Origin of the sequence: Amycolatopsis palatopharyngis, from assembly GCF_003385185.1 — a bacterium.
GTDB lineage: Bacteria > Actinomycetota > Actinomycetes > Mycobacteriales > Pseudonocardiaceae > Amycolatopsis > Amycolatopsis palatopharyngis.
This window is the reverse complement of sequence record NZ_PQHZ01000066.1, coordinates 1-21,750: the sequence shown is the minus strand read 5'-3', so window position 1 is coordinate 21,750 and position 21,750 is coordinate 1. Positions and strand designations below refer to the sequence as shown.

18 protein-coding genes are annotated in these 21,750 nt (G+C 70.3%); 4 read left to right on the top strand and 14 right to left on the bottom strand.

Going from position 1 to position 21,750, the window contains the following annotated elements:
• Nucleotides 1-17 precede the first annotated feature (17 nt).
• A complete protein-coding gene (locus D0C15_RS30395; RefSeq protein ID WP_091679428.1) occupies nt 18-1,223 on the bottom strand; it encodes an IS110 family RNA-guided transposase in 1,206 nt (401 codons plus the stop codon).
• Between the two features lie 532 nt (nt 1,224-1,755).
• Between D0C15_RS30395 and D0C15_RS30390 the strand changes: the two genes are divergently transcribed.
• Nucleotides 1,756-2,622 carry a DUF4241 domain-containing protein gene (locus D0C15_RS30390; protein WP_211323387.1) on the top strand — a complete coding sequence of 289 codons (867 nt, stop codon included), beginning with the start codon at nt 1,756-1,758 and terminating at the stop codon, nt 2,620-2,622.
• A gap of 201 nt (nt 2,623-2,823) precedes the next feature.
• On the opposite strand, the gene D0C15_RS30385 is transcribed toward D0C15_RS30390, so the two are convergent.
• The 13 genes from D0C15_RS30385 to D0C15_RS30330 form a co-directional block, all read right to left on the bottom strand.
• Nucleotides 2,824-5,922: a Tn3 family transposase gene (locus D0C15_RS30385; RefSeq protein ID WP_091679433.1), complete on the bottom strand. Its 3,099-nt coding sequence runs from the start codon at nt 5,920-5,922 to the stop codon at nt 2,824-2,826.
• A 155-nt stretch (nt 5,923-6,077) separates the two neighbouring features.
• Nucleotides 6,078-7,010, bottom strand: a complete 933-nt coding sequence (locus tag D0C15_RS34345; RefSeq protein ID WP_143101978.1) for a hypothetical protein — start codon at nt 7,008-7,010, stop codon at nt 6,078-6,080.
• A gap of 338 nt (nt 7,011-7,348) precedes the next feature.
• Nucleotides 7,349-7,732 carry a helix-turn-helix domain-containing protein gene (locus D0C15_RS30380; RefSeq protein WP_005456801.1) on the bottom strand — a complete coding sequence of 128 codons (384 nt, stop codon included), beginning with the start codon at nt 7,730-7,732 and terminating at the stop codon, nt 7,349-7,351.
• A gap of 362 nt (nt 7,733-8,094) precedes the next feature.
• Entirely contained in the window at nt 8,095-8,946 is an 852-nt protein-coding gene (locus D0C15_RS30370) for a phosphoadenosine phosphosulfate reductase domain-containing protein (protein WP_083844754.1), read from the bottom strand.
• Between the two features lie 96 nt (nt 8,947-9,042).
• Nucleotides 9,043-9,723 carry an ATP-dependent dethiobiotin synthetase BioD gene (bioD, locus tag D0C15_RS30365; protein WP_005456800.1) on the bottom strand — a complete coding sequence of 227 codons (681 nt, stop codon included), beginning with the start codon at nt 9,721-9,723 and terminating at the stop codon, nt 9,043-9,045.
• Between the two features lie 97 nt (nt 9,724-9,820).
• The gene (gene fabI / locus D0C15_RS30360; RefSeq protein WP_005456799.1) at nt 9,821-10,606 is read right to left on the bottom strand and encodes an enoyl-ACP reductase FabI; all 786 of its coding nucleotides are present in this window, start codon (nt 10,604-10,606) and stop codon (nt 9,821-9,823) included.
• A gap of 239 nt (nt 10,607-10,845) precedes the next feature.
• Nucleotides 10,846-12,528, bottom strand: a complete 1,683-nt coding sequence (gene ilvD, locus D0C15_RS30355; protein WP_005456798.1) for a dihydroxy-acid dehydratase — start codon at nt 12,526-12,528, stop codon at nt 10,846-10,848.
• Between the two features lie 35 nt (nt 12,529-12,563).
• Nucleotides 12,564-14,009, bottom strand: coding sequence for an NADP-dependent isocitrate dehydrogenase (locus D0C15_RS30350; protein ID WP_005456797.1), 1,446 nt, complete (start codon nt 14,007-14,009; stop codon nt 12,564-12,566).
• 46 nt (nt 14,010-14,055) lie between these two features.
• On the bottom strand, nt 14,056-14,655 hold the full coding sequence (locus D0C15_RS30345) for a hypothetical protein (protein WP_005456790.1): 600 nt from the start codon (nt 14,653-14,655) through the stop codon (nt 14,056-14,058).
• A 91-nt stretch (nt 14,656-14,746) separates the two neighbouring features.
• Entirely contained in the window at nt 14,747-17,377 is a 2,631-nt protein-coding gene (locus D0C15_RS30340) for a DUF2309 domain-containing protein (RefSeq protein WP_005456785.1), read from the bottom strand.
• Complete coding sequence (locus D0C15_RS34340) at nt 17,374-17,535, bottom strand: hypothetical protein (RefSeq protein WP_005456784.1); 162 nt, start codon at nt 17,533-17,535, stop codon at nt 17,374-17,376. The genes D0C15_RS30340 and D0C15_RS34340 overlap by 4 nt, the downstream gene beginning before the upstream one ends.
• Nucleotides 17,532-19,115: a proton-conducting transporter transmembrane domain-containing protein gene (locus D0C15_RS30335; RefSeq protein WP_091679436.1), complete on the bottom strand. Its 1,584-nt coding sequence runs from the start codon at nt 19,113-19,115 to the stop codon at nt 17,532-17,534. The genes D0C15_RS34340 and D0C15_RS30335 overlap by 4 nt, the downstream gene beginning before the upstream one ends.
• Nucleotides 19,112-19,570 (bottom strand): hypothetical protein, encoded by a 459-nt coding sequence (locus D0C15_RS30330; protein ID WP_005456782.1) that lies wholly within the window; start codon nt 19,568-19,570, stop codon nt 19,112-19,114. The genes D0C15_RS30335 and D0C15_RS30330 overlap by 4 nt, the downstream gene beginning before the upstream one ends.
• A 126-nt stretch (nt 19,571-19,696) precedes the next feature.
• On the opposite strand from D0C15_RS30330, the gene D0C15_RS30325 reads away from it, so the two are divergent.
• The 3 genes from D0C15_RS30325 to D0C15_RS30315 form a co-directional block, all read left to right on the top strand.
• Nucleotides 19,697-19,996 carry a helix-turn-helix transcriptional regulator gene (locus tag D0C15_RS30325; protein ID WP_005456781.1) on the top strand — a complete coding sequence of 100 codons (300 nt, stop codon included), beginning with the start codon at nt 19,697-19,699 and terminating at the stop codon, nt 19,994-19,996.
• A complete protein-coding gene (locus tag D0C15_RS30320) occupies nt 19,996-20,865 on the top strand; it encodes a DUF6671 family protein (protein ID WP_005456780.1) in 870 nt (289 codons plus the stop codon). Before D0C15_RS30325 ends, D0C15_RS30320 begins: the two co-directional genes overlap by 1 nt.
• Nucleotides 20,866-20,937: 72 nt before the next feature.
• A partial coding sequence (locus D0C15_RS30315) for a Mur ligase family protein (protein ID WP_245976415.1) occupies nt 20,938-21,750 on the top strand: 813 nt, incomplete at its 3' end.

The window sequence follows — 21,750 nt, the reverse complement described above, 5'->3', positions numbered from 1 at the left end:
GTGTCCCTATGTGGTTGTCAAGCCGCAGCCGGGGCAGGAGTGGTCTCGGGGTGCCGGTAGTAGGTCTTGTTGCGGAGCATGGCGAACAGGACGTCGCAGCGGCGCCGCGCCAGGCAGATCAGCGCGGCGTTGTGCTTCTTCCCTTCATCGCGTTTTCGCTGGTAATAGGCCCTGCTGGTGGGGTCGGACAAGGCTGCGAACGCGGCGAGGAAGAACGCCCGCTTGAGTTTGCGGTTGCCGGTGCGGGCCGGGTGCTCGCCCTTGATGGAGGAGCCCGAGCTGCGGGTGACCGGGGCGATGCCGGCGTAGGCGGCCAGGTGGCCGGAGGACTTGAACGCCGTGGCGTCGCCGATCTCCAGCAGGATGCGGGCTGCGGTCCTGACCCCGACGCCGGGCATGGAGGTCAGGACCCCGGCAAGAGGGTGCGCATCGAGTATCCCTTCGACCTCGGTGGCGACCTGTTTGCGTTGCTGGAGAACGGTTTTCAGGCTGTCGGCCAGACGGGGCAGGACGGTGTCGGCCGCCGTTGTGCCCGGGACGACGACGGTCTGCTCGTCCAGCGCGGCCAGGATCGCGGTGACGAGTTTGTCGCCCATGCGGGGCGCGTGCGCGGTGGCGATCGCGGTGAGCTTGCGGCGGCCGGCGGCGCGGATGCCGGTCGGGCCGCCGCAGCGGGACAGGATCTCCAGCACCGCCGGGTGACTGATCCTCGGGCCGATCGCGCGTTCCAGGGCGGGGTGGACGCCGGTGAGCAGGCCGCGGATGCGGTTGCCGATCCGGGTGGCCTCACCGGCCAGGTCGTCGTCGAACCCGACCAGCACGTCCAGCTCGGCCAGGGCGTCGTCGCCGACGTCGACCGGGCGCAGCGTGTGCGGCAGCGAGCGGGCGGCGTCGGCGATGACGAACGCGTCCCGGGCGTCGGTTTTCGCGCGGCCGGGGTAGAGGTCGGCGATGCGTCGCATGGCCAGGCCGGGCAGGTAGGCCACCCGGTGGCCGGCCGCGCGGGCCACCGCGACCGGCAGCGCGCCGATCGTCGCCGGTTGATCGACCACCACCAGCAACGGCCCGTGCGCGGCGAGCTTGTCGAACAGCGCCCGCAGCTTCGGTTCGCTGTTGGGCAGCGGCGCGTCGTGAAGCCGCTTGCCCGCCGGGTCCAGGCCGACGGCGTGGTGTTCGCCCTTGCCGACGTCCAGGCCGAGGAACACCTGGTAACCGCTGGTCATCCGTCCTGCCGTTCGTTCGTCGCGGGTGGTCGCCGGTCGGGCATCGACGGCCGGCACCCACGTTACGACGAGACCTGCCCGGCGGGCGGCCGTGTCCCTATCAGCGGTCCCTCGATGCCACCAGGTCCGGTGACACCACCCCCCGGATCATGCGCTCGACTGGGGGCGTCAGTCATGCCGGACCTGGCGACCACGACTCCTTGATCAGGAGCTACGAAAAAGGTAACGGGGGGGGGGTTCTGAGAGGTTTTGTGCGAATCGCGACCTGCGGATCTTCGGGGCGGATCGGGCTGTTCGCAGAACTGTCACAACTGTTCATTTATGAGAGAAACTACAGGTCCCTTGCCGCGCGAAGCCTGACACCGGTGCCCTTCCAGGTATCCGATCGGATCCGTTAGGACATTTGCCGGTGGACATGGCTAGGCCGGGGAGAAGAGGTGGCTACGATCGCTTCATCAGGTGTCGCCAAGGTGTCATCCGTCTTCGGCGCCGGTGGACAGTGAAGAAACTCGTCGAAGGAGCAGTTATGCCGGTGTCCGCACCCGATTTCGAATGGCTGTTCGCCCCAGGAACGCATCACACACTGTCCCGCGGCGATGTCGCCACCGTCCGGCTGCGGCAGGACGCCTCGCTGTGGCTGCCGTCCGGGCGGGTCGTCGCCGGCGAGCCGGCCATGTTCTTGTCGATGTCCGGCTCCGAGGACAGGTTTGTCCAACAGGTGCCACCGGGCCGGTATCCGGTGGTGCTGGTGCTCGCCGTGTTCGGCGAACCGGACGAGCAGGATGCGCAGGAGTGGGTCGCGGCGGCCCGGCTGATGATCCGGGACGAGCCAGCCGCCTCCTGGGAGATGGCGACGTGCGCGGGCCAGGATGCCGCCGAACTGGGCGACGACGAGTACTTCGGCTATCCGGTCGTCGGCGGCGCCGGCGGCTTCGTGGACGCGGCGAACATCGCGGCGCTGCGCGAGAACGACGACTACAGCAACCAGCTGCTATCTAACCTGGACATCCACATCCTCGGCGAGACCGACCGCACCGCGCCCGCCACACTGGCCGACGACGGGGACCGGCCCCTTGCGGTGGCGTTTCCCTCTGGTAGCGGAGACGGGCACTATCCAACCTGGGTTGGGCGCACCGCCGACGGCGAGGTCGCTTGCTTCCTCACCGACTTTTGCATCCTGACCGGGGATGGCGATAGCGAGAATGACGAGCCACCCTCAGGCAACGGTCCGATAAGCGTCCCGGAGGACTCGACCACGCCACCACGCCCGCCATATGCGGCCAGGCCACAGCCACTGTCTCCAGTGCAACGGTCTCCAGTGCGGCCCCCCACCGGGATCGCCAGTCCGGCGACTCCGAACATCCGGGCACGCCGCTCCCCGAGCAGCGATGAAACGTGAAACCTCGTCGTGCGGGGTTGGGGCGTCGGATCGCGCCCTAAGTGGCGAGACGCATGCGCGTCGCGCGCGAGGCAGTTTCCCCCAGGGGGCGCTTCCCGGCGATTGGGGTTGCGCGCAGCCCGCGATGGAGTCGTTGTCGCAGTCGATCTCGACCATGACCGGAACGACGTAGCGGACCCAACGGGTGGTCATCAGGATCCCTTACTTCGCGGTGACGCGCGCCCTTGTCCGGCGCGGCGCGGTGGCGTCGCCGGGGAACAGCGCCCCCGGCACCAGGTCCAGCGTAGTGACCGGCACCGCGTCAGGCGGCGACAGATCGAGCACCCAGTCCCCGAAGCGGCGGATGGTGTGGGTGATGTACGGGGAGATCGTGGCCAGATCGTCGGTGTCGATCGGGTGCCCGTCGGAGGCCAGCGCGTTCGCCGCGGCGGTGATGTCGCAGGCGTTGGAGTAGATCACGCAGTTCGCGAGCAGCTCGTTGAACTTGATGATCTTTTCCTGGTAGTCCGGGTCGTTACGCCCGACCGCCTCCCCGCCGAAACGCAGCCACGCGGAGAACCCGTGGAACGCCTCGGCCTTGTTGGTGATCGCGGTGATCTGCTCCCGCAACTGCGCGTCCGCGAGGAACCGCAGCAGCGTGATCGTGCGGATGACCCGGCCCAGCTCCCGGAACGCCCGGTACAGGCGGTTCTTCCGCGAGTTGTTGCCCAGCCGGCGCAGCAGCGTCATCGACGACAACCGGCCCTCGCTGATCGAGATCGCGGTGCGCAGCAGGTCCGTCCAATGCGTCTCGATCAGGCCCCAGTCGATCACGTTGTCGCCGAACAGCGAGTCGATGTGCGCGAACCCGGTGTCCGCGCTGGGCCGGTAGAAGTTCAGATCCGCCCAGTTGCGGATGCGCGGGAGCAGGTCGAAGCCGAGCAGCGCGGCGAGCCCGAAAACAGGCAGGGACTGGCCTTGGGTGTCGGCGTGGATCGTGTCGGGCTGGATCTCCGAGTCGTTGCGCAGCAACCCTTCGATGATATAGACGGCCGCCCACACCCCGCACGGGATGAAGTGGGAGAACAGGGCGATGTAGGTGTCGGAGATGTGCCGGTAGGCGATCCCGCCGTAGCCGCCGTAGCGGATGTGGGACTCGGCGAGGATGTTGTTCTCCCACGTGTCCACCTGCGTGCCGTCCACCGCGACCACCCGGCCGTCGCCCCACATCCCGGCGACGTCGAGCTTCGCGAACTCGTTGATCACGTCGGTGGACGCGGCGTCGATCTTGGCGCAAGTGGTGTGCTTGTTCGCCGCGATCGACAGCTCGTGCGCGCTGACCTGGTCACGCATGTGCCGCGCGACCTGCGCGGGGCCGAGAAGCGTGCCGTTGGCGAACACGGTCAGGACGTAGCGGGCCATCGCGTCGCGGATCTTCGGGTCCGATCCCGACGCCGGCCCGAAGTGCCGCGGCCAGCCGACCAGGTGCGCGGTGCGGGCCAGGATGTCCAGCAGCCCGCGTTCGGGCAGCCGCTGGTGAATCGACTCCTCCAGCGCCAGCGCGGACGGGCGCCGGTCGGCACCCTTGCGGCGCCGCAGGACCGGGCGGCCGTCCTCGAAGGACAGGTCGGTGTTGTGCGGGAACCCGGCGTCCACCACCGCGGCGATATCGGTCAGCGCCGCCCGGTAGTGCGCCGTGAGCTCCTTCGGGTCCGAGGGAATCCCGGCCTGGCCGCAGAACTGCTCGGCCAGCGGGACGCACTCATCCCAGGACATCAGCTGCGCGTGCAGGTTGGCGTAGGAGTCGGCGCCGACCACCGCGATGTCCCCGGAGCGCAGCTCGGAGGCGAGGTAGGAGAACACGCACACCTCCAGGTGACGGCGCACCAGCTTGCCCGGCCGGTCCTTCACCACCAGGATCTTGCGCCACGCCTCAGTGACGAAGTCGATGTCGATCGCCACCGTCACCGCGTCCGCCCCACGCCCGACGGTCACCTTCTCCGGGACGTACTCGCCGGTGCGGCCCCGGATCGCGCGCAGGAACTCCACCGCGTCGGCCACGCTGTGATCCGCGCTGGTCGGCTCCAGGTCGAGGGTGTCGAGCAGGGTGAACAGCGCCGAGCGGTGGCTCTTGTAGAACTTCTCCAGCAACGGCAGGTAGTTGTTGCCGTGGTGCGCCGACACCACCTCATGCGCTGCCGAGAGCTGCTCCACCCCGCCCGCGTCGGCCAGCGTCTTGAGCAGCAGCCGCCCGGCCCGCTCGGCCACCGCGGCCGCGGGTTCCGGCGCGGTCGCGCCGTCGTTGTCTGGTGCGGTGGCCTCCCGGGCGCCGGCCAGGACATCACCGAACACGTCCAGCAGCCGCTCGGACTCGGCGCGGTGCTGCTCATGCAGCTCGACCAGCCGCTCCTTGCCCTTCTTGTGGATCACCGCCATCCGCTTGCAGAACATCGTCGCGACCTCGTCCCGGGCCGTGGTCCGGCACTCGTGGATCAGGCTCGCCAGCAACGTCCACCGCTTCGCCTCGCCGATATCCCGCATGTCGCCGACGTCGGTCACCCGCGCCTCCCCGGCGAAATGCGCGATCTTCGTCGCCGGGATGCCGTCGAGCCACTGCTCGGTCGCGCCGAGCTCGTCCAGCGCTTGCAGGTGGGCCAGGCGAAGCTTGAACTTTCCCACCGACGCCGCCTTCGCCGGCGTCTTCAGCCGGTCAAACTCGCTGCGCCGCGATGTCGGGTCCAGCCACAGCAGCCGCGCGAGCCGCCGCCGGTCCGCCGCGTCCAGCCGGGTCGCGACCAGCCCGAACAACGCGGTGTTCGTCTCGGTGCGGCTCGCGGAGACCATCTTGTCCAGCGTGGTGAACCCCGGCAGCTCGCGCCGTGCCCGGACCAGCTCCTCCAGCGCGACGTTGATCAGGTCGGCCGGGTTGTCCTTCGTGGTGACCGCCTTGCGGATCGCTTTCTCGGCGATCGCGCGTGCCTCGGCGGGCTTGTAGACCACATTCAGTCGGTCACGGACGTAGTCACGGTGGCGACACAACGTCCGATCCGACTCGTGCACCGCCAGGACGTCCTCGGCCAGGCCCAGCGCGGCCCGGACATGGTTGATCACCACCACCGGCACGTCAGCCAGCTTCGGGAAATGCCCCAGCCGCTGGTAGCACTTCAGCAGCACCACCAACGCCAGGAAGTTCGGCTCGCCCTGACTCCGCCCCCGAGCCCACTCAATCTCGCCGGCGACCGGCGTGAACGCCTCCGCCAGCTCACGGACCGACACCACCCGCTTGAACCGAGGATAGGCGGTCCGATCGATCGAAGCCACCCAGCACCCCAGGCCCAGCCAGCGGACGTAACCCAGCGCACCCTAACCAACACCCGCCGCACCCACGTCACACGGGCTCTCTAACGATCTCTAGCGCCCTCTACCAGGCACTACCCGACCACTTGGCAGGTTTCTCCCGTATCCCGGCGGTCCCCCTAGGAGAAGGTGACGCCCGCGCAGTCCGGGCACAACGGCCCGGCGGGCTCGCGGCGGAACACCGCGGCTAGTTGGCCGCAGCAGTGGCAGTGCTCGTGTGTGAGCCGTACCGCGTCCACACAGGACAGGCAGACCGGGCCCTCCGGCCAATGTCGTTCGGCGCGGGCGGTGGTTCCGCATCGGGTGCAGGGGACCTGGGCGGCCAGGTAGCACGGCACGCACCTGGCCACACCGTCCGTAGCTGGCACGGACATCGACGGTCGTTGCCCGCAGTCGGTACACGGCGGACCGGGCCGCACCACTTCCCAGCACGCTTTGCACCACGGTCCATTATGGTCACGCGCGCACACCACCTTGTGGACGCCGCAGCCCGAGCACGGTTCGGCCAGCGTCTGGCGGCGGCAGCCGTCGCACCACGGTTCGCCGTCGGCGTCGCGGTAGGCCACCAACCTGGTCCGGCCGCAGTTGTGGCACGGCTGGCGTGGCCCAGCTTGCTGGGCGCAGGCCCGGCAAACCCCCGTGCTCAGAATCCCGACCTTGCGGGTCTTCCCGCAGCGCGGGCACAGCACCTCCGGCGCACGCCGGTTGTCGCACTTCTCGCACAGTGGCCCGTCCTCGATGAGCCGAGCCGCAGGCTTGTCCTCGCCGCAGTCGATGCACCGGCGCAGCGGCCGTTGATGCCCGCGCTGCCAACACCGCCGGCACACCGGCCGTTTCTCGTCGTCGCGGACGGTGACCGGCGCCGTCTGGCCGCATCGTGAGCAGGGCTCGGCCAGATGCGTCCGGCGGCATCGTTCGCACCACGCTCCTTCCTCGGTGTGGGCGGCGGCCAGCACGACCTTGCCGCACATCCAGCAGGGCTCGCGGGGAACGGTCTTGCGGTGGCAGGTGTAGCAGACCCGGCCCTGCGGGCTGTTCTTCGTGGCCTTCATCGTCCGCCCGCATACCGAGCAGGGCAGCGGGACGCGCCGCTCGCGCTGCCAACACCGCGAACACACCGGCTGCCCGTAGCGCCGCGCGGCCACCCGCCCCGACCGACCGCACAGCGAGCACGGTTCGGCCCGGCGCTTTCCGTTGCAGTTCTGGCACCACGCCCCCTCCGCCGTACGTCCAATCGGAACGGTCAGACGGCCACACCCGACACAGCTCTCCTTGTCCCGGCGGGCGTGGTAGCAGGTATGGCACAGCCCGCTAGCGACCAGAGATCGGTCGCATCCACAGCTGGCGCAGACACCTCGCCCTTTCCCCACGTGCGTGACCCGGTGTCCGGTCAGCTCTCGGCGTCGAAGAAGTCCGCGGACAACAACGGCATGTCCGGCACGGCCGGCCGCGGACCCCGGCGAGCCGGCTCCTCGGTGGCCGATTGCGGCTCGACCTCCACCGCCAGGTCCTCGAAGCGGCAGTCGAGGATCTTGCACAAGGCCAGGATCAACTCGATCGGCATCTTCGGCGGACGTTCGGTGCTGACGAGCCGGTAGATCGAGCTGCGGTCGAACTCGAAGCCGTACTTGCGCAACTCCGGGATCAGCTTCGTGGTGGTGTACCAGTTCTTGCGGACCGCCATCAGCTCACGCAGCCGCCACTCGTAGCGCGGCTGCCGGACCTGCACGTCGTCGTTCTGCTCGTCCGGTCCTTGCCGGGACACCGCGTTCATCGCACCCTCCTCCGGCGGCCAGCAGGCTCACCTGACGTGTGATCGCTGAAGTCGTCGTCCATCTCCGCCTCCGTCTCGGCCATCGCGAAGGCGCGTTGCAGCACGGCTTCCTCGGCACCGCGTCCAGGTGCTCGCGGACCTTTAGGTTCTTGAAGTCGCTGCTGACCGCCGTGTAGATCGCCGTGGTCGCCGCGTGGGAATGACCGACCTGGTCAGTGACGAACTGCCCGTCATAGCCGGACTCGATCAGCCTGGTCACGTACGTTCTCCTTCTTCCCGCACTCGGCGTGTGCGGTGGGGTTCGTGTGGCGATTGAGCAGGGACGGCCTTTGTGACTTTGTTCGCCGCGCCAGCGACGGCTCTCAGGCTGCGCGTGGCCTGGTGTCGTGTGCGCGCTTGTTGGTGTGGCTGCTGATGCGGAGTTCGAGCCGCACGGTTTGGTTGTGGCAGCGGTACAAGGCGCGTGGGTCGAGCCAGTCGGCGTCCCGGTTGTCGTCCGGCGCGAGGCCGACGGCGGTGGGTATGCCGAGATCGGCATCGGTGTCGGTGAACAACGTGCCGGCGCCGAGCGTGATCTCCTCGCCGACCGTCGGCGTGACGGGTGCCAGGGACCGCGCTATGTCGCCACAGTGCTCGGAGCGACGTGTCTCGACCACGATGGCGACGAGTCGTCCCGGTTGGCCGACGGGTGCGTTCTCGAACGAGACGTAGTCCTCGGCATCCGGACCGGTGAGCAGGAACACGGTGCCGTAGCGGTCGGACTGGCGTTCGAACCTCGGCCACCACAGTTGGCCCTGGCCGAGCTCGATCGTGGCTGTCTCCTCGGTGTGTCCCGCGGTTGCGGCTTGCTCGGCGGCGGTGATGATCTCGGCCATGGACAGGTCGTTGCGGAACCGGTGCCCGATCTCGGCTTCCAGCTCCGCGTACTCGGCGGCCAGTTCCGGGCGTAGTTGTGCGGCGCGAACCAGATCCGCGCGGCTGGCGAGCACACAGAGGGAGCACGACAGGCGGGTCATGCCCTGGTCGTAGGCCGGGTGGTACGGCACACCTGACGCATGGATGCGTTGCCATACCTGGGTTTCGGTCCAGTCGTGGATCGGAAGCCAGGTGTCGACAGTGCGCCGGCCGCTGCTGGCAGCCTCGCCACGACTCAGGCGAGCCTGCTGGCGCAGAGCAATACCGTTCCGCGTCGAGTTCTCACCTCTCGCGATCACTCATGGTGACTGTCGCTGCCGGGTGAAACTGACCCGGTCTGACCAACCGCTCGGGTCCAGGACGTGGGTAAGCGGGTCAGTGACCGAGGGGCGTGGTCAGGGATTGCGTGCCGAGGGGGGCTCGCCGCTGATGGCGCGCCAGGCCGCGTCGGAATCAACGGTGTCGGCGAGGTCGTGGTTGGTGAGTACGGCGAGCGCGTCGATGGCTGTCAGCCAGTCGCGGCTACGCCGGTGCACCTCGTCGCTGGGGTCGTATCGGTTCAGGACGACTAGCACCTCGTGTCCGGTGAGGGCTCGCGCGGCGAGGCGCACCTGGGACACAACTCCTAGGACAGGCTCGGTGACCAGTAGCACGAGGTCCGGTCTCACCCGCTGCGCCAGTGAGAGGGTGTCGCCGTCATGGGCGATTGGTGAGCACAGCCCGCCTGCGCCCTCGACGAAGCCGATGGCGACGTCTGAGGGCCAGTCGAGTTCGGCGACGAGGTCGTCGAGCAGGATCGGAGCCAGTTGTAGGGTGTCGGCGGCCATCGGTGGCGCGAGGGGTACCGGGTACCACCGGTGTGGCGGGCACACCGTGTCGGCGGGCGTGTCAGTTGCCTCGCCGAGCACGGCGGCGTCGGTCGCGGTATCACCGGGTGTGAACGACTGCGCCGGTTTGCGGGCCGCGACCTCGATGCCAAATGCTCGCAATCGTCGCGACAAGGCGGCGGTCACCCAGGTCTTGCCGACCTCGGTGCCGGTGCCGGTGACCAGGATGAGTCGGCTAGGTCGGGTCATGGAGCGCCCACCGGGTCAACCAGCCGAGATCTTGCCCAGTCTGCGCCAGGGCACCTGCCCTGATCAGTGTGGAGGTGTTGGATGTCCTCGTGGCCCATCATGATCCCTGTTGGCGCAGGGGCGCGGCCATGGCGTGGTAGCCGCCGTCGACGTGGAGGATCTCGCCGGTGATAGCGCGGGCGAGGTCGGAGAACAGGAAGCAGACGGCGTCGGCCACCGGGGTCGAGTCGGCTGGGTCCCACCGCAAGGGCGAACGGGTTGCCCAGGCGTCGAGCAGGGCTTCGAAGCCGGGGATGCCGGTGGCCGCCCGGGTATGGATCGGCCCGGCCGCGACGAGGTTGACCCGGATTCCGGCAGGCCCGAGGTCGCGTGCGAGGTACCGGTTGAGCGACTCCAGTCCGGCTTTGCAGACGCCCATCCAGTTGTAGACCGGCCACGCGGCGCTGGCGTCGAAGTCGAGCCCGACCAGGCTGGCGCCGGAGGGTGGGGCGAGCCGGTTCACCGCCGCGGCGAGCGCGGCGAGGGATACGGTGCTGGTCTGGAACGCCAGTCCGATCCCTTCGGGGCGGGCGTTGAGTAGGGGGCCTTCCAGGGCGTCGGCGGGTGCGAAGGCGATGGCGTGCAGGGCGCCGTCGAGTCTCTCCCACCGCTCAGCGATCGTTGCGGTGAGCCGGGCGGTGTCGTGGGAGGCAGTGGCGTCGAAGGGGATGACGTCGATGTCGCCGGTGAGCTGCGCTGCCGCCGCACGGGCCCGATCGAGATCGCGGGGGAGCCCGGTGAGCAGCACCTCGGCGCCGAGTTGTTGGGCGCGGCGGGCGACGGCGAAGGCGATGCTGTCGGTGGTGACGACCCCGGTCACCAGGATGTGCTTGCCGTCCAACACAGTGCGGCTCCTTCGCGGGGGTTGGTGTGTGCGGCCCGGCAGGCGTGGGTCGTGACCGCTTGGTGGACGTCGATGGCCCGGCGGATGCAGGGTCCGGTCGTGGCGGTGATTCCTTCGACAGGGCGGTCGGCGCTGGCGGCACCGCCGATGCGCCCCGCAGGCCGTGCCGCCGGCACGGCGATGGGAGAAAAGCCGGATCGCTCGCGTGACATGATGGTGTTTGCGTCGGGTGGGGCTGCTCATCGTGGGGTGGCGCCGACGAGCGCCCCCTGCGAGGCGCAGCCGACGAGGCGGCTGTACTTGGCTAGGAAGCCGTTGCCGGTCGGGGCAGGGGGTGGGTGCCAGCGGTGACGGCGTCGTTCGAGTTCGGCAGGGTTGACGTCGAGATCGATGGTGCGTGCCGGGATGTCGATCATGATCGGGTCGCCGTCGGCGACCAGCGCCAGCGGCCCGCCGGCAGCGGCCTCGGGGGCGACGTGGCCGACGCAGAGGCCGGTGGTGGCGCCGGAGAAGCGGCCGTCAGTGACCAGCGCCACCTGGTCACCCAGGCCGGTGCCGCGGACAGCGGCGGTGACGGCGAGCATCTCCGGCATTCCCGGTCCGCCGCGTGGGCCTTCGTACCGGATCACGATCACCTCGCCTGCGGTGAGGCGACCGCCTGAGACGTAGCCCATGGCGGCGTCTTCGTTGTCGAAGACCCGGGCTGTGCCGTGGAAGCGGTCGACGGTCAGGCCGGCCATCTTGACCACCGCGCCGCTGGGGGCGAGTGCCCCGCGGAGGATGGCCAGGCCGCCGTCGGGGCGGAGCGGGTCATCTGGCGTTCGGAGGACCGTACCGTCGGGTTTCGGGGCTGCGAGTTCGGCGAGGTTCTCGGCCAGGGTGGCTCCGGTCACGGTCAGGCAGTCGCCGTGGAGCAGTCCGGCGTCCAGCAGCGCGGCGAGCACTGCGGGCACGCCACCGACCTGGTGCAGGTCGGCCATGACGTGGCGCCCACCGGGACGGAGATCGGCGATGTGGGGGGTGTGTCGGCTGATCCGGTCGAAGTCGTCGAGGGTCAGGCGGACGCCGGCTTCGTGGGCGATGGCGGGTAGGTGCAGCGCGGCGTTGGTCGACCCGCCCAGGGCCATGACCACGGTGATGGCGTTCTCGAAGGCTTCGCGGGTGAGGATGTCGCGTGGGCGGATCCCGGCGCGCAGGGCGGCGACGGCGGCCGCTCCGGTGTCGTGGGCGATGCCGGGGCGTGTGGGGTCGATGGCGGGGGCGGATGCCGAGCCGGGCAGTGCGATACCGAGGGCTTCGGCTTCGGCGGCGATCGTGTTGGCGGTGTACATGCCGGCGCACGATCCGGCTCCTGGGCACGCGGCGCGCTCCAGCTCGTCGAGGTCGTCGGTGCTGAGCAGGCCGCTTGCCTGCGCGCCGACGGCCTCGAACACGTCCTGGATCGTCACCGGCCGACCCTGCCAGCTCCCGGGGAGGGAGGAGCCGCCGTACAAGAACGCCGTGGGTACGTTGAGGCGTGCGGCGGCCATGAGCATCCCGGGAAGGCTCTTGTCGCAGCCGGCGATGGTGACCATCGCGTCGAGTTGTTCGGCCTCCATGACACACTCGACCGAGTCTGCGATGAGGTCCCGGCTGGGAAGGGACGCGCGCATGCCGCGGTGCCCCATGGCGATCCCATCGGACATGGCGATGGTCGAGAACCGCATCGCCACCCCGCCCGCCTTCCTGACCCCGTCGGCCGTCGCGCCTGCCAGGCGGTCCAGGGCGATGTTGCAGGGTGTGAGGTCGTTGGCGGCCGCGGCCACACCGATCTGCGGCCGGGTGAAGTCCTCGTCGGCGAACCCGACTGCCCGCAGCATCGCCCGGGCCGGTGCTCGGGTGACGCCGTCGGTGACGATTCGGCTACGGTGACGCGGGTCCATGTCTTCTCCCGGCTTCGCTTGGTCAGCTCGGCCCTTCATTGGCCCTGGCCTCGGGTGAATGCGGGTTCGCCGTCGAAGGCGTAGAGTCCTTCGGTCTTGATCGGTTCGATGCCGTGCTCGACCATGCGGGCCTGGAGGGCGACGACCTCGGCGGCGGTGGTGGTCCCGCGCGGGTCGAGGAAGCGGCATCGCCAGTGGTCGGTGAGCAGGGTCTCGGGCGCGCCGCCTGGCCAGACCTTCTGTCCCCGGTTGGAGATCATGTCAAGGTGCAGGGGTGCGGCGAACGGACGAAGCTTGGCGGCGAGTTCGTCTGGGGTGGTGTCTGGGCTGTGGACGAACACGTCGACGCCGAGCTGGGTCTTGGCGGCAGCGGATCGGCCCGCGAGCTTGACGGTGATCGGCCTGTGCTGGGCGTAGTGCGTTGCCGGCAGCCGGGTGGGTTCTTGGCCGAGACGGTCGATGACCGATGCCGCGAACGCCGTGGTGCCGACCTTGGAGGTGCTGGTATCGGGCTCGTAGATGTCGTAGGTGTGGATGCCGTCTTCGATGGTCCGCAGCCAGGCGTTGTGGACTCGGCTCGCGACGTCGGCTTGTCCGATGTGGACCAGCATCTGTACCGCGGCCAGCAGCAGCCCTGAAGGATTCGCAACGTCTTGGCCGGCTCGCCGGGGGGCGGATCCGTGGATGGCTTCGAACATGGCGACTCGCTCGCCGATGTTCGCGCTTCCGGCGAGGCCGACAGATCCGGCGATCTGGGCGGCGACGTCGGAGAGGATGTCGCCGTAGAGGTTCGGCAGGACGACGACGTCGAACGCCTCGGGGGTGTCGGCGAGCTTGGCCGCACCGATGTCGACGATCCAATGCTCTGCCTGGATATCGGGGTAGTCGGCGGCGACCTCGTCGAACACCCGGTGGAACAGGCCGTCGGTCATCTTCATGATGTTGTCCTTGGTGAACGCTGTCACCTTGGTTCGCCGATAGGCTGTGGCGTACTCGAAGGCGTAGCGAATTACCCGCTCGCATCCCTGCCGGGAGATGAGCTTGAGGCACTGCACGACCTCGTCGGTCTGGCGGTGCTCGATGCCGGCGTAGAGGTCCTCTTCGTTCTCCCGAACGATGACGACGTCCATGCCAGGGTGCTTGGTGGCGACGAACGGTGCGTAGGCGACGCATGGCCGGACGTTGGCATAGAGACCGAACGTCTTGCGCACGGTGACGTTGAGGCTCTTGAACCCTCCGCCTTGCGGGGTGGTGATGGGCGCCTTGAGGAACACACCCGTGCGGCGGATCGACTCGAGCGCCTCGGGAGTGACGCCGGCGGGGTTGCCAGCCTGATAGACCGACTCTCCGATGGTGATCGTGTCGATGTCAAGGGCCGCGCCTGCGGCGTTGAGCACCGAAAGGGTGGCTTCCATGATTTCCGGACCGATTCCGTCTCCGTGGGCGACGGTGATCGGTGCGGATGTGGAATGCGTGGTCATGCTGCTCCTGAGACCGAGGACGTGACGGGACGGGACGCTGGATGGGCTAGGGGCGAGTCGTGGCGGTGCCGCGTGCGAGCCGGCATCCGGCGCTGGTCGTGCCGCACGGTCCACTGATGCCCTGCTCTGGGTCATCGATGTACCAGTGGGTCGCGACCAGGCGCGGGTAGCGGCTGCCGAGTTCGGTCAGGGTGGCGTGGACGGTGTCGCGGGAGTCGGTGTGCGCGAAGACCGGAAAGAACGCTCCCGGCAGGCTCGCTGCGGGCGCCGCGCCTTGCACCAGGACATCGAGGATCAGGCGCCGTCGCTGGTGGGGGTTGTGTGCCTCGCGCAGGGCGGAACCGTCCAGCCAGCACAGCGACCACAGCCCGGACACCGAGGAGGAGGTCCGGATCCCCACCGGCACTGCTGGCGGGCGCCCTTCCGTGGGGTCCCCGACGGCGCATCCGCAGGTCTGCACATGCTCGCCGCACGGGAACAACGTGGGCAGGTCCGCGTCAAGCTCGCGGCGGATCCAAATCCCGAGCAGGGCGTCCCGCTGAGCTGGATCGCCGCCGTAGCGCCGGTGGTGGACCAGGTAGTCGCTCGCCTGCTCGACGGCGACCTCGGCGTGGTCCACACTTGAGATCAGTAGAAGCGCGCTCATCGGGTACCTCTCTTTCCAAGCGGCTCTGTTACGTGGGGAGTTAGGACAGGTCGTTCCGGGTGGGACGCCGCCATCGGGTGGTGTGGAGCGGTCACGGGAGCGCCTGCCGGGATGTCGGTGCTGGCGTGTCGGTGCTGGGGTGCCAGGGCTGCCACCCGGTGGGGGTGTAGCGGTGCCACGGGTCGTCGGGCTGTTCCCGTGCGGCGAGTCCAATCCAGTCGTGGCTGAACATGTGGTGCAGCATTGTGTGGCGGGCGATGAGGGTGTCCAGCCTGGGCAGGGGTGCCTGCACGATGGCGAGCAGGCGTTGCGGTTCATGTCGGGCGTGGTGGCCGTCGGTGAGGGACTGCCAGGGCAGGCCGGGCTGGAGGTCACTGGTGTGGCCGGTCATGACGCCCAGGCCCCCACCGGTGACGTTGTGCAGGGTTTTGCTGCCGGCGCCGAAGGACTGCGGGTCGACGGTGGCGAAGTAGTACTGGCTGTTGATCCAGTGTGCGACGACGAGCGGCGCGGTGAGGATTGTTTCCAGGACGGTGCCGGTCGGGTCGAGGTCGGGATCGTAGTCGTGGAGGAACACGCGGCTGTGCAGGTCGATGCCGCGGGTGAGGGCGCGGGGCGCGATGAGGAAGGCGGCGTTGTCGGCGAGACCCCATTCCGGGAAGACCTGGGCCCAGTCACGGGCCCGGGCGCGGGTGTGGCGCGCCGCGTGCCGCGGGCGGGGCCGGGTGGGTGCGCCCGGCAGGATGGCGCAGCGTTCGGCGGCCAGCCGGGTGCCGGCCGTGCGGAGGTCGGCGGTGAGCCTGTCAGCGTCGCGGCGGTGGGTGGCGGGCAGGAGGTGGGTGTCCAGCAGGCGTACGGTGTCGGTGGTGGTGTCGTGTTCGGCCGGGACGAACCAGGTGTCGTCGGGAACGGTGATGCCGCGGTCGGCCAGGTGAAGGCGGACCTGCGGATCGTTGAGCAGGGCGGCGGCCGTGCGGGCGTTGGGACCTCCGGGATGTCCCCCGCAGGCGCCGCAGTCCAGCGCGGCCTGGTAGGGGTTGTTGTCGGTGTGGGCGCGGTGCCCGCAGAACACGACCAGCCGCGCGAACCCGCGGGTCAGGCCCATCAACGTCAGGATGGTTTCGGCGGTCGCGGCACGCTCCTCGGGGGTGAGCGCCTCGGCGATGGAGATCTCGGTCTGCGGCTCGGGCGTGATGCGGCGGGCCCACCACGCGCCTGTGGCGCCGGCGGCACGGGGAGTGAAGGTCTTGGCCGCGGCCAGCGGCCCGGCCAGCCAGCCGGCGGCTTCGGCGAGGGCGAACGGCGCCAGCAGGTCGTCCTTGGCGGCGTGCAGGGAGTGCTCGGCGGCGGCGAGCACCCTGCGGCCGGCCAGTGACCGCTCGGCCGCGCGCCGCCGACCAGGGGCGGGGTGCTCGGTGAGGGTGTGGCGAGGCGTGATCGGGCCGGGACACTGGGTGCGAGCGGCACCCCCGGCGAGGTCGCGGTAGCGCATGGCGACGGCGAAGAAACCGGCGAAGCCCAGGGTCTGGTAGCTGCCGAGGACCTCCAGGTGGCGGCGCAGTCCTTCGGAGCGGGGATCGATGCAGCACACCACCTGCGCCCGCGGTGGGGCTTCGGGCAGTTCGGGCTGGGGCCGGCCGAGGATGCGCAGCAGCAGCCGGCTCCGGTAGTGGTCCTCGTAGGCGTCCAGCCAGACCAGCGCCCGCTGCTGGATCGGCAGCTGGTCGAGCAGCTCCACCAGCTCGCTCCGTTGGGCGGCATCGGTGTCGGTGACTTCCAGCGCTCCCAACAGGTGGTAGGCCCGGTCGTGCGGGTCGACGGTGGCCTGCCGGGTGTCGAACCGGCTCGCGGAGGCCCAGGACCACGCTGTGCCGGGAGCGTGGGAGCCGGCGAGCGCGGCGGCTTCGACGGCCAACCGCAACGCGAGGTAGTCGACGAGGTCGATGCCGCTGTCGGGCCGCTCGCCGCGCCACCGGACGTGGGCGGCGAAGCCGGGCAAGCAGGCCAGGTGGGCCTGCAGGTAGCGGGTCCGCTGGTCGTCCGGGACACCGAGCGCGGCCAGCGCGTCCAGGATGGTGTGCTCGGCGCGTTCGGGCAGGTGCCGCAGCCGCGCCCGCACCGGCCGCGGCAAGGTTCCGTCATGGGCGGCCAGCGCCCGCCACGCCGAGTAGAAGCCGCGGTCACGACCCGGCATCCGCCAGGTGGACTGGCCTTCGTCCAGGTAGGCCGCGCACCACTGGATCGTGTGGGTGTTGAGCAGGGCGGCCACCTCCGGGGCCAGTGCTTCGGCCGCGGTGCGTGCCTGACGGCGCGGCGGTGGACACGCGATGCCCTGGTGCAGATCGGCCACCAGCAGGTCGACCGGGTCGTAGGCGCGGTTGCCGAGAGTGAGCGGGCCCCGCTGTAGCGCCGTGGGGTGGCGGCGGGCCAGCGCGGCGCGCAGGTCGTCGTCGGTGATCCGGCCGCGCTGCCAGGCGGCACGTAGCCAGGTCTCGTCTGGGGTGACTCGTGCTCCGAGCAGATCCGCGGCGGTGGTGGCCGCGTCGGCGAACGGGCGGTCCAGCAGGCCGGACAACGGGTTGACCGCGATGAAGTCCGCCAATGGCCAGGTCGGAGCCAGGAATCCGGCCGCGTCGGCGATCTCGGCGCGCACTGCCGCCTGCTGTGTGGCGACGTCAGAGACGGCATCGGGGGCGAGGTTGGTGGCGGGGCCGGTGGTCATGAGTGTGAACCCTCCTGCGCGAGCACGACGCGACAAGTGGCGGAACGTGCGACCGTGGAGAACAGGGGAAGCCACGCGTGCGGGACAGCCGGTGACTCACCTGTCATGGCGGCGACCCGCTTGCGCGGGATGCCGTCGAGCGCGTGGGGGCGAGTCACGCCCGAGCTCCTTCCAGTTGGGGAACCGGCCGCGGACGCGGTGTCGGTACCAGCCATGGCGGGTGACCCCAGGCGGCGGTGTACGTGCGCTGCTGCCCGGCGGACAACGCCGCCACGTACAGCCGGTCGCGCCACCGGCCCAGACCGACCGCGGGTGCCAGGTGGAGCAGCAGCGCACCGGCCGCCAGCACCGCCACCACGGTCGCGAGAACCCAGGCCGAGACAGCGGCGGGCCCGCTTGCGGGCAGGCTCGGGGCCAGGAGCTCGGTGACCGCGCCCACCAGGGCCAGGTACCCGATCGCCACGCCCGGCAGCACGATCACCACCGTGACCAGCGCGCCGCCGGTCGGGTGACGACGCAGCCAGCCCCACGCCAGCCGCGCGGCGGTGGCCACGGCGAAGAGCGACAACGCGACGCCACCGGCATGAAGGGGTAGCAACCAGGCCGCCACCCCGACCGCCGCGACGGCGGCGACCCCGGCGAGGACAGCGACCTGCGCTGCGCGGGCAGGAGCCAACCGAGGCGCGGGAGGAGCCGCAGTGTGGCCAGCGTGCCGCTGCACGGCCGACCCCGAGCCGAGGAACAGGGTGGCTTTGAACAGCCCGTGCGCCACCAGGTGCACCACCGTCGCGGCGTAGAGGCCGAGCCCGCAGGTCATGAGCATGAACCCCATCTGCCCGATCGTGGAGTGCACCAGCGCCCCTTTGATGTCGGGGCGGGTCAGCATGATCGCGGTGGCGGCCACGACGCTGGCGGCTCCGATGGCGAACGCCAGGTGTGTCGCCACCGGCGCGGCACCGACGATCGGCGACAGCTTCACCAGCAGCACCCCGCCGGCGTTGACCACGCCGGCGTGCAGCAGAGCCGAAACCGGGGTCGGTGCCGCCAGGGTCGCCGGCAGCCATCGGTGCCAGGGCAGCTGCGCGCACCGCACGGCCGCGGCGACCACCAGCGAACAGGCCACCACCGTGCCCACCGCACCGCCGAGGGCCGCGTCGCCCTGGTGGCGCAGGTCGAGATCCCCCCAGACCGTGACCGCGAGGACAACCCCAGTCCACAACGCGGCGTCCCCGGCGACGACGGCACGGGTGGTGCGCCGTGCGGCATCGACGGCCGAGGGCGCCGGCCGATACATCCCCACCAGACGGCACAAGATCACCCCGGTCAGCGTCCACGCCACCGCCAGGGTGACGAGAGTCGCCGCGGTCACCATCACCGTGGTCGCGGCGGTCAGCGCCCCCGCCGCGACAGCGAAGCGGGCCGCGGCCGGATCGCCGTGCAGGTAGCGGCGGGCGAACGCCTGGACCACGGCGCTGACCGTGCACACCAGCAGCAGAACGATCGCCCCGACGTGGTCGACCACCAGCCCGGTCCAGGCTCGCCCGTCCGGGTTGGCCAGCACCATCGCCACCGGCCCGCCGACTACCACCGTCACGGCCAGCGTCCCCGCCAGCGCGGTGGCCACCAGCGCCGCACCCGCACCCAACGCGGGCGCCAAGCTTCGTAGCCGCCGGATCGACCCGGCCATGGCCGCAACAGCGGGAAGGGCCACCAAAACGAGCAGCGTCACCCCTGTCACGCCGTCGTACCTTCCTGACCCGCGCGCGCCGCCGCGCCGCGCGTCGCCGGGGCTCCGGCGAGGTCGGTGGCGCGCGGCTCAGCACCGGTGCCCGCAGCGGGCTCGGGCGGCGAACCGAGGTGTTCCAGGCAATGCGGAGGCAACGCACGCCCGTCGAAACCCCCGATCCGCACCCGGACGAACTCGTCGTGGACCACGCAGTACAGCGACCGCCCCCGTTCCAGCTCCCGGGCGATGTAGGCACCCACGCTCTGCGCGGCCCCCCGCCGCACGCCCGGCGGGCTGGTGTCGATCACCACGTCCGGCGGCGGCGAGGCCCACCGGTGCGCCCAGCGCCGCGCCACCTCATCGGCCGCGCGCTCGCCGGTCAGTACGCCCGCCATCTCGGCGTCGACCACCGCGCCCACCTCCCGCAGCAGGTTCTCCCACGGGAGCGCCATCTCCTCGTCGCCCATGACACCCACCTCCCAAGCACGCTACCAATGACCTGTGTTCTAATACGCGATATGAATCATACGACATTGATGACGTGCTTTGGCAAGCGTGACATGCGTTACCCCCGACGAGGTACAGTTGCGGCCATGCAGGAGTGGACGTTCTTGACCAATCACGCCCACGTACTGCTGTGCGTGGTGCGGGATCCACAAGTTCGGTTGCGGGATGTGGCCGAGGTGGTGGGCATCACCGAGCGGGCGGCGCAGCGCATCGTGGCCGACCTCGTCGAGGCGGGCTACCTGGAACGCACCAGGGAGGGGCGGCGCAACCGGTACCGGTTGCATCCGGATTTGCCGCTGCGGCACCCGATGGACCGTGACACCGCCATCGGGCAGCTCGTGGCCCTGCTCACCGGCATCGACGCCCGATCCGGCAACCTCGTGTAATGCTCGCCGTGCACCCCTACGCGGGCGCACCGGTCGCGATGGCCACCCGACACGGCAAGCAGCGAGCCCTCGCTGCCGCCCTGGCGCGGATCCCCGGCATGCGGCTTGTGCTCGCCCACGATGTGGACACCGATCAGCTCGGCACCTTCACCGGTGAGATCCCCCGCGCCGGGTCGGCGGCCGAGACCGCGGTCCGCAAGGCGCGCCTCGCGATCGAGTCGACCGGCCTCGGACTCGCCGTGGCCAGCGAAGGCTCCTTCGGCCCGCACCCGGTCGCGCCAATGCTGAGCGCCGGCCAGGAGATCCTCGCCTTCCTCGACACGGTGCGGGACGTCTGCATCCTGGAGCGCCGAACCACACCGACGAACTTCAGCCACACCACGACCCGCCGCCTCGACGAGGAAACCGACGCCTACCTGGCGCGCGTCGGTTTCGGTGCCCACGCGGTCATCGTCCGTCCCCACAGCCCCGCCGACGTGCGGGCTCCAGGCCCCATCTGCAAGGGCATCCAGACCCGTGCCGACCTCGATGCGGCGATCAGCCGGTGCACCGCGCACTCCACCGATGGCCTGGCGCGACTGGAGACCGACATGCGCGCGCACGTCAACCCCACCCGCATGCGGGAGATCAGCGTGCTCGCCCACCAACTCGCCTCGCGTCTGGCCACCCTGTGCCCGGCCTGCGGCACCCCCGGATTCGGCCCGGTGGACCGCGAACCTGGTCTGCCCTGCGGCACGTGTGGCGAGCCCACCCGCCTGACCCTGGCAACGATCCACGGGTGTGCCCGCTGCCCGCACCGCGGCCGCCACCCTCGCGATGACGGCCAACGACGTGCCGATCCCACGTTCTGCGAATGCTGCAACCCGTAACCCCCGGACACCACACCCGCAGACCCACCCGGCCGGCCCCAGCCACTGCACGTCCGAAGGAGCGTCACCACGATGATCCCCCTGACCGCCGCCGTGCTCGCCGCGGCCACCGACGGTCACCTCGTCCCGGGGACCGACCCGTCGCTGCTGGTGACCGCACCCGCCAGCATCGACTCCCGCCAGGTCCACCCCGGCGGCGTGTTCGCCGCCCTCCCCGGCCGGCGCACCGACGGGCACTACCACGCATCAGCGGCCCTCGCCGCGGGAGCCGCCCTGGTGCTGGCCGCACGCCCGGTGCCCGCCCCTGCCGTCCAGGTCACCGACGTGACCCGCGCGCTCGGCGACCTGGCTCGCCACGTGGCAGACCGACTGCCGGCCACCGTGATCGGCATCACCGGGTCGAACGGCAAGACCACGACCAAAGATCTCGCCACCCAGGTCCTGGCACACCACGGCCCGGTCGCCGCCACAGACCGCTCCTTCAACAACGAGCTCGGTTTTCCCCTCACTGTCCTGCGCGCCACCCCCGACACCCGCTACCTCATCCTGGAAATGGGCGCCCGGGGCCGTGGACACCTCAGCTACCTGTGCGGCCTGGTCACCCCCCACGTCGGGGTCGTGCTCAACGTCGGCACCGCCCACCTCGGTCAATACCCCGACGGGCAAACCGGGATCGCCGCGGCCAAAAGCGAACTACTGACCGGGCTCCCCTCTGCAGACCACGGTGGGCTGGCCATCCTCAACGCCGACGATCCGCTCGTCGCCGCGATGGCCCCGCCCACCCCCGCCCGCACCCGCTGGCTCCACCCCAACGGCGTATACGCCCGAGATGTGCACGTCACGCCGCGCGGCCGGGCGTGCCCCACCCTGCACACCCCCGAAGGC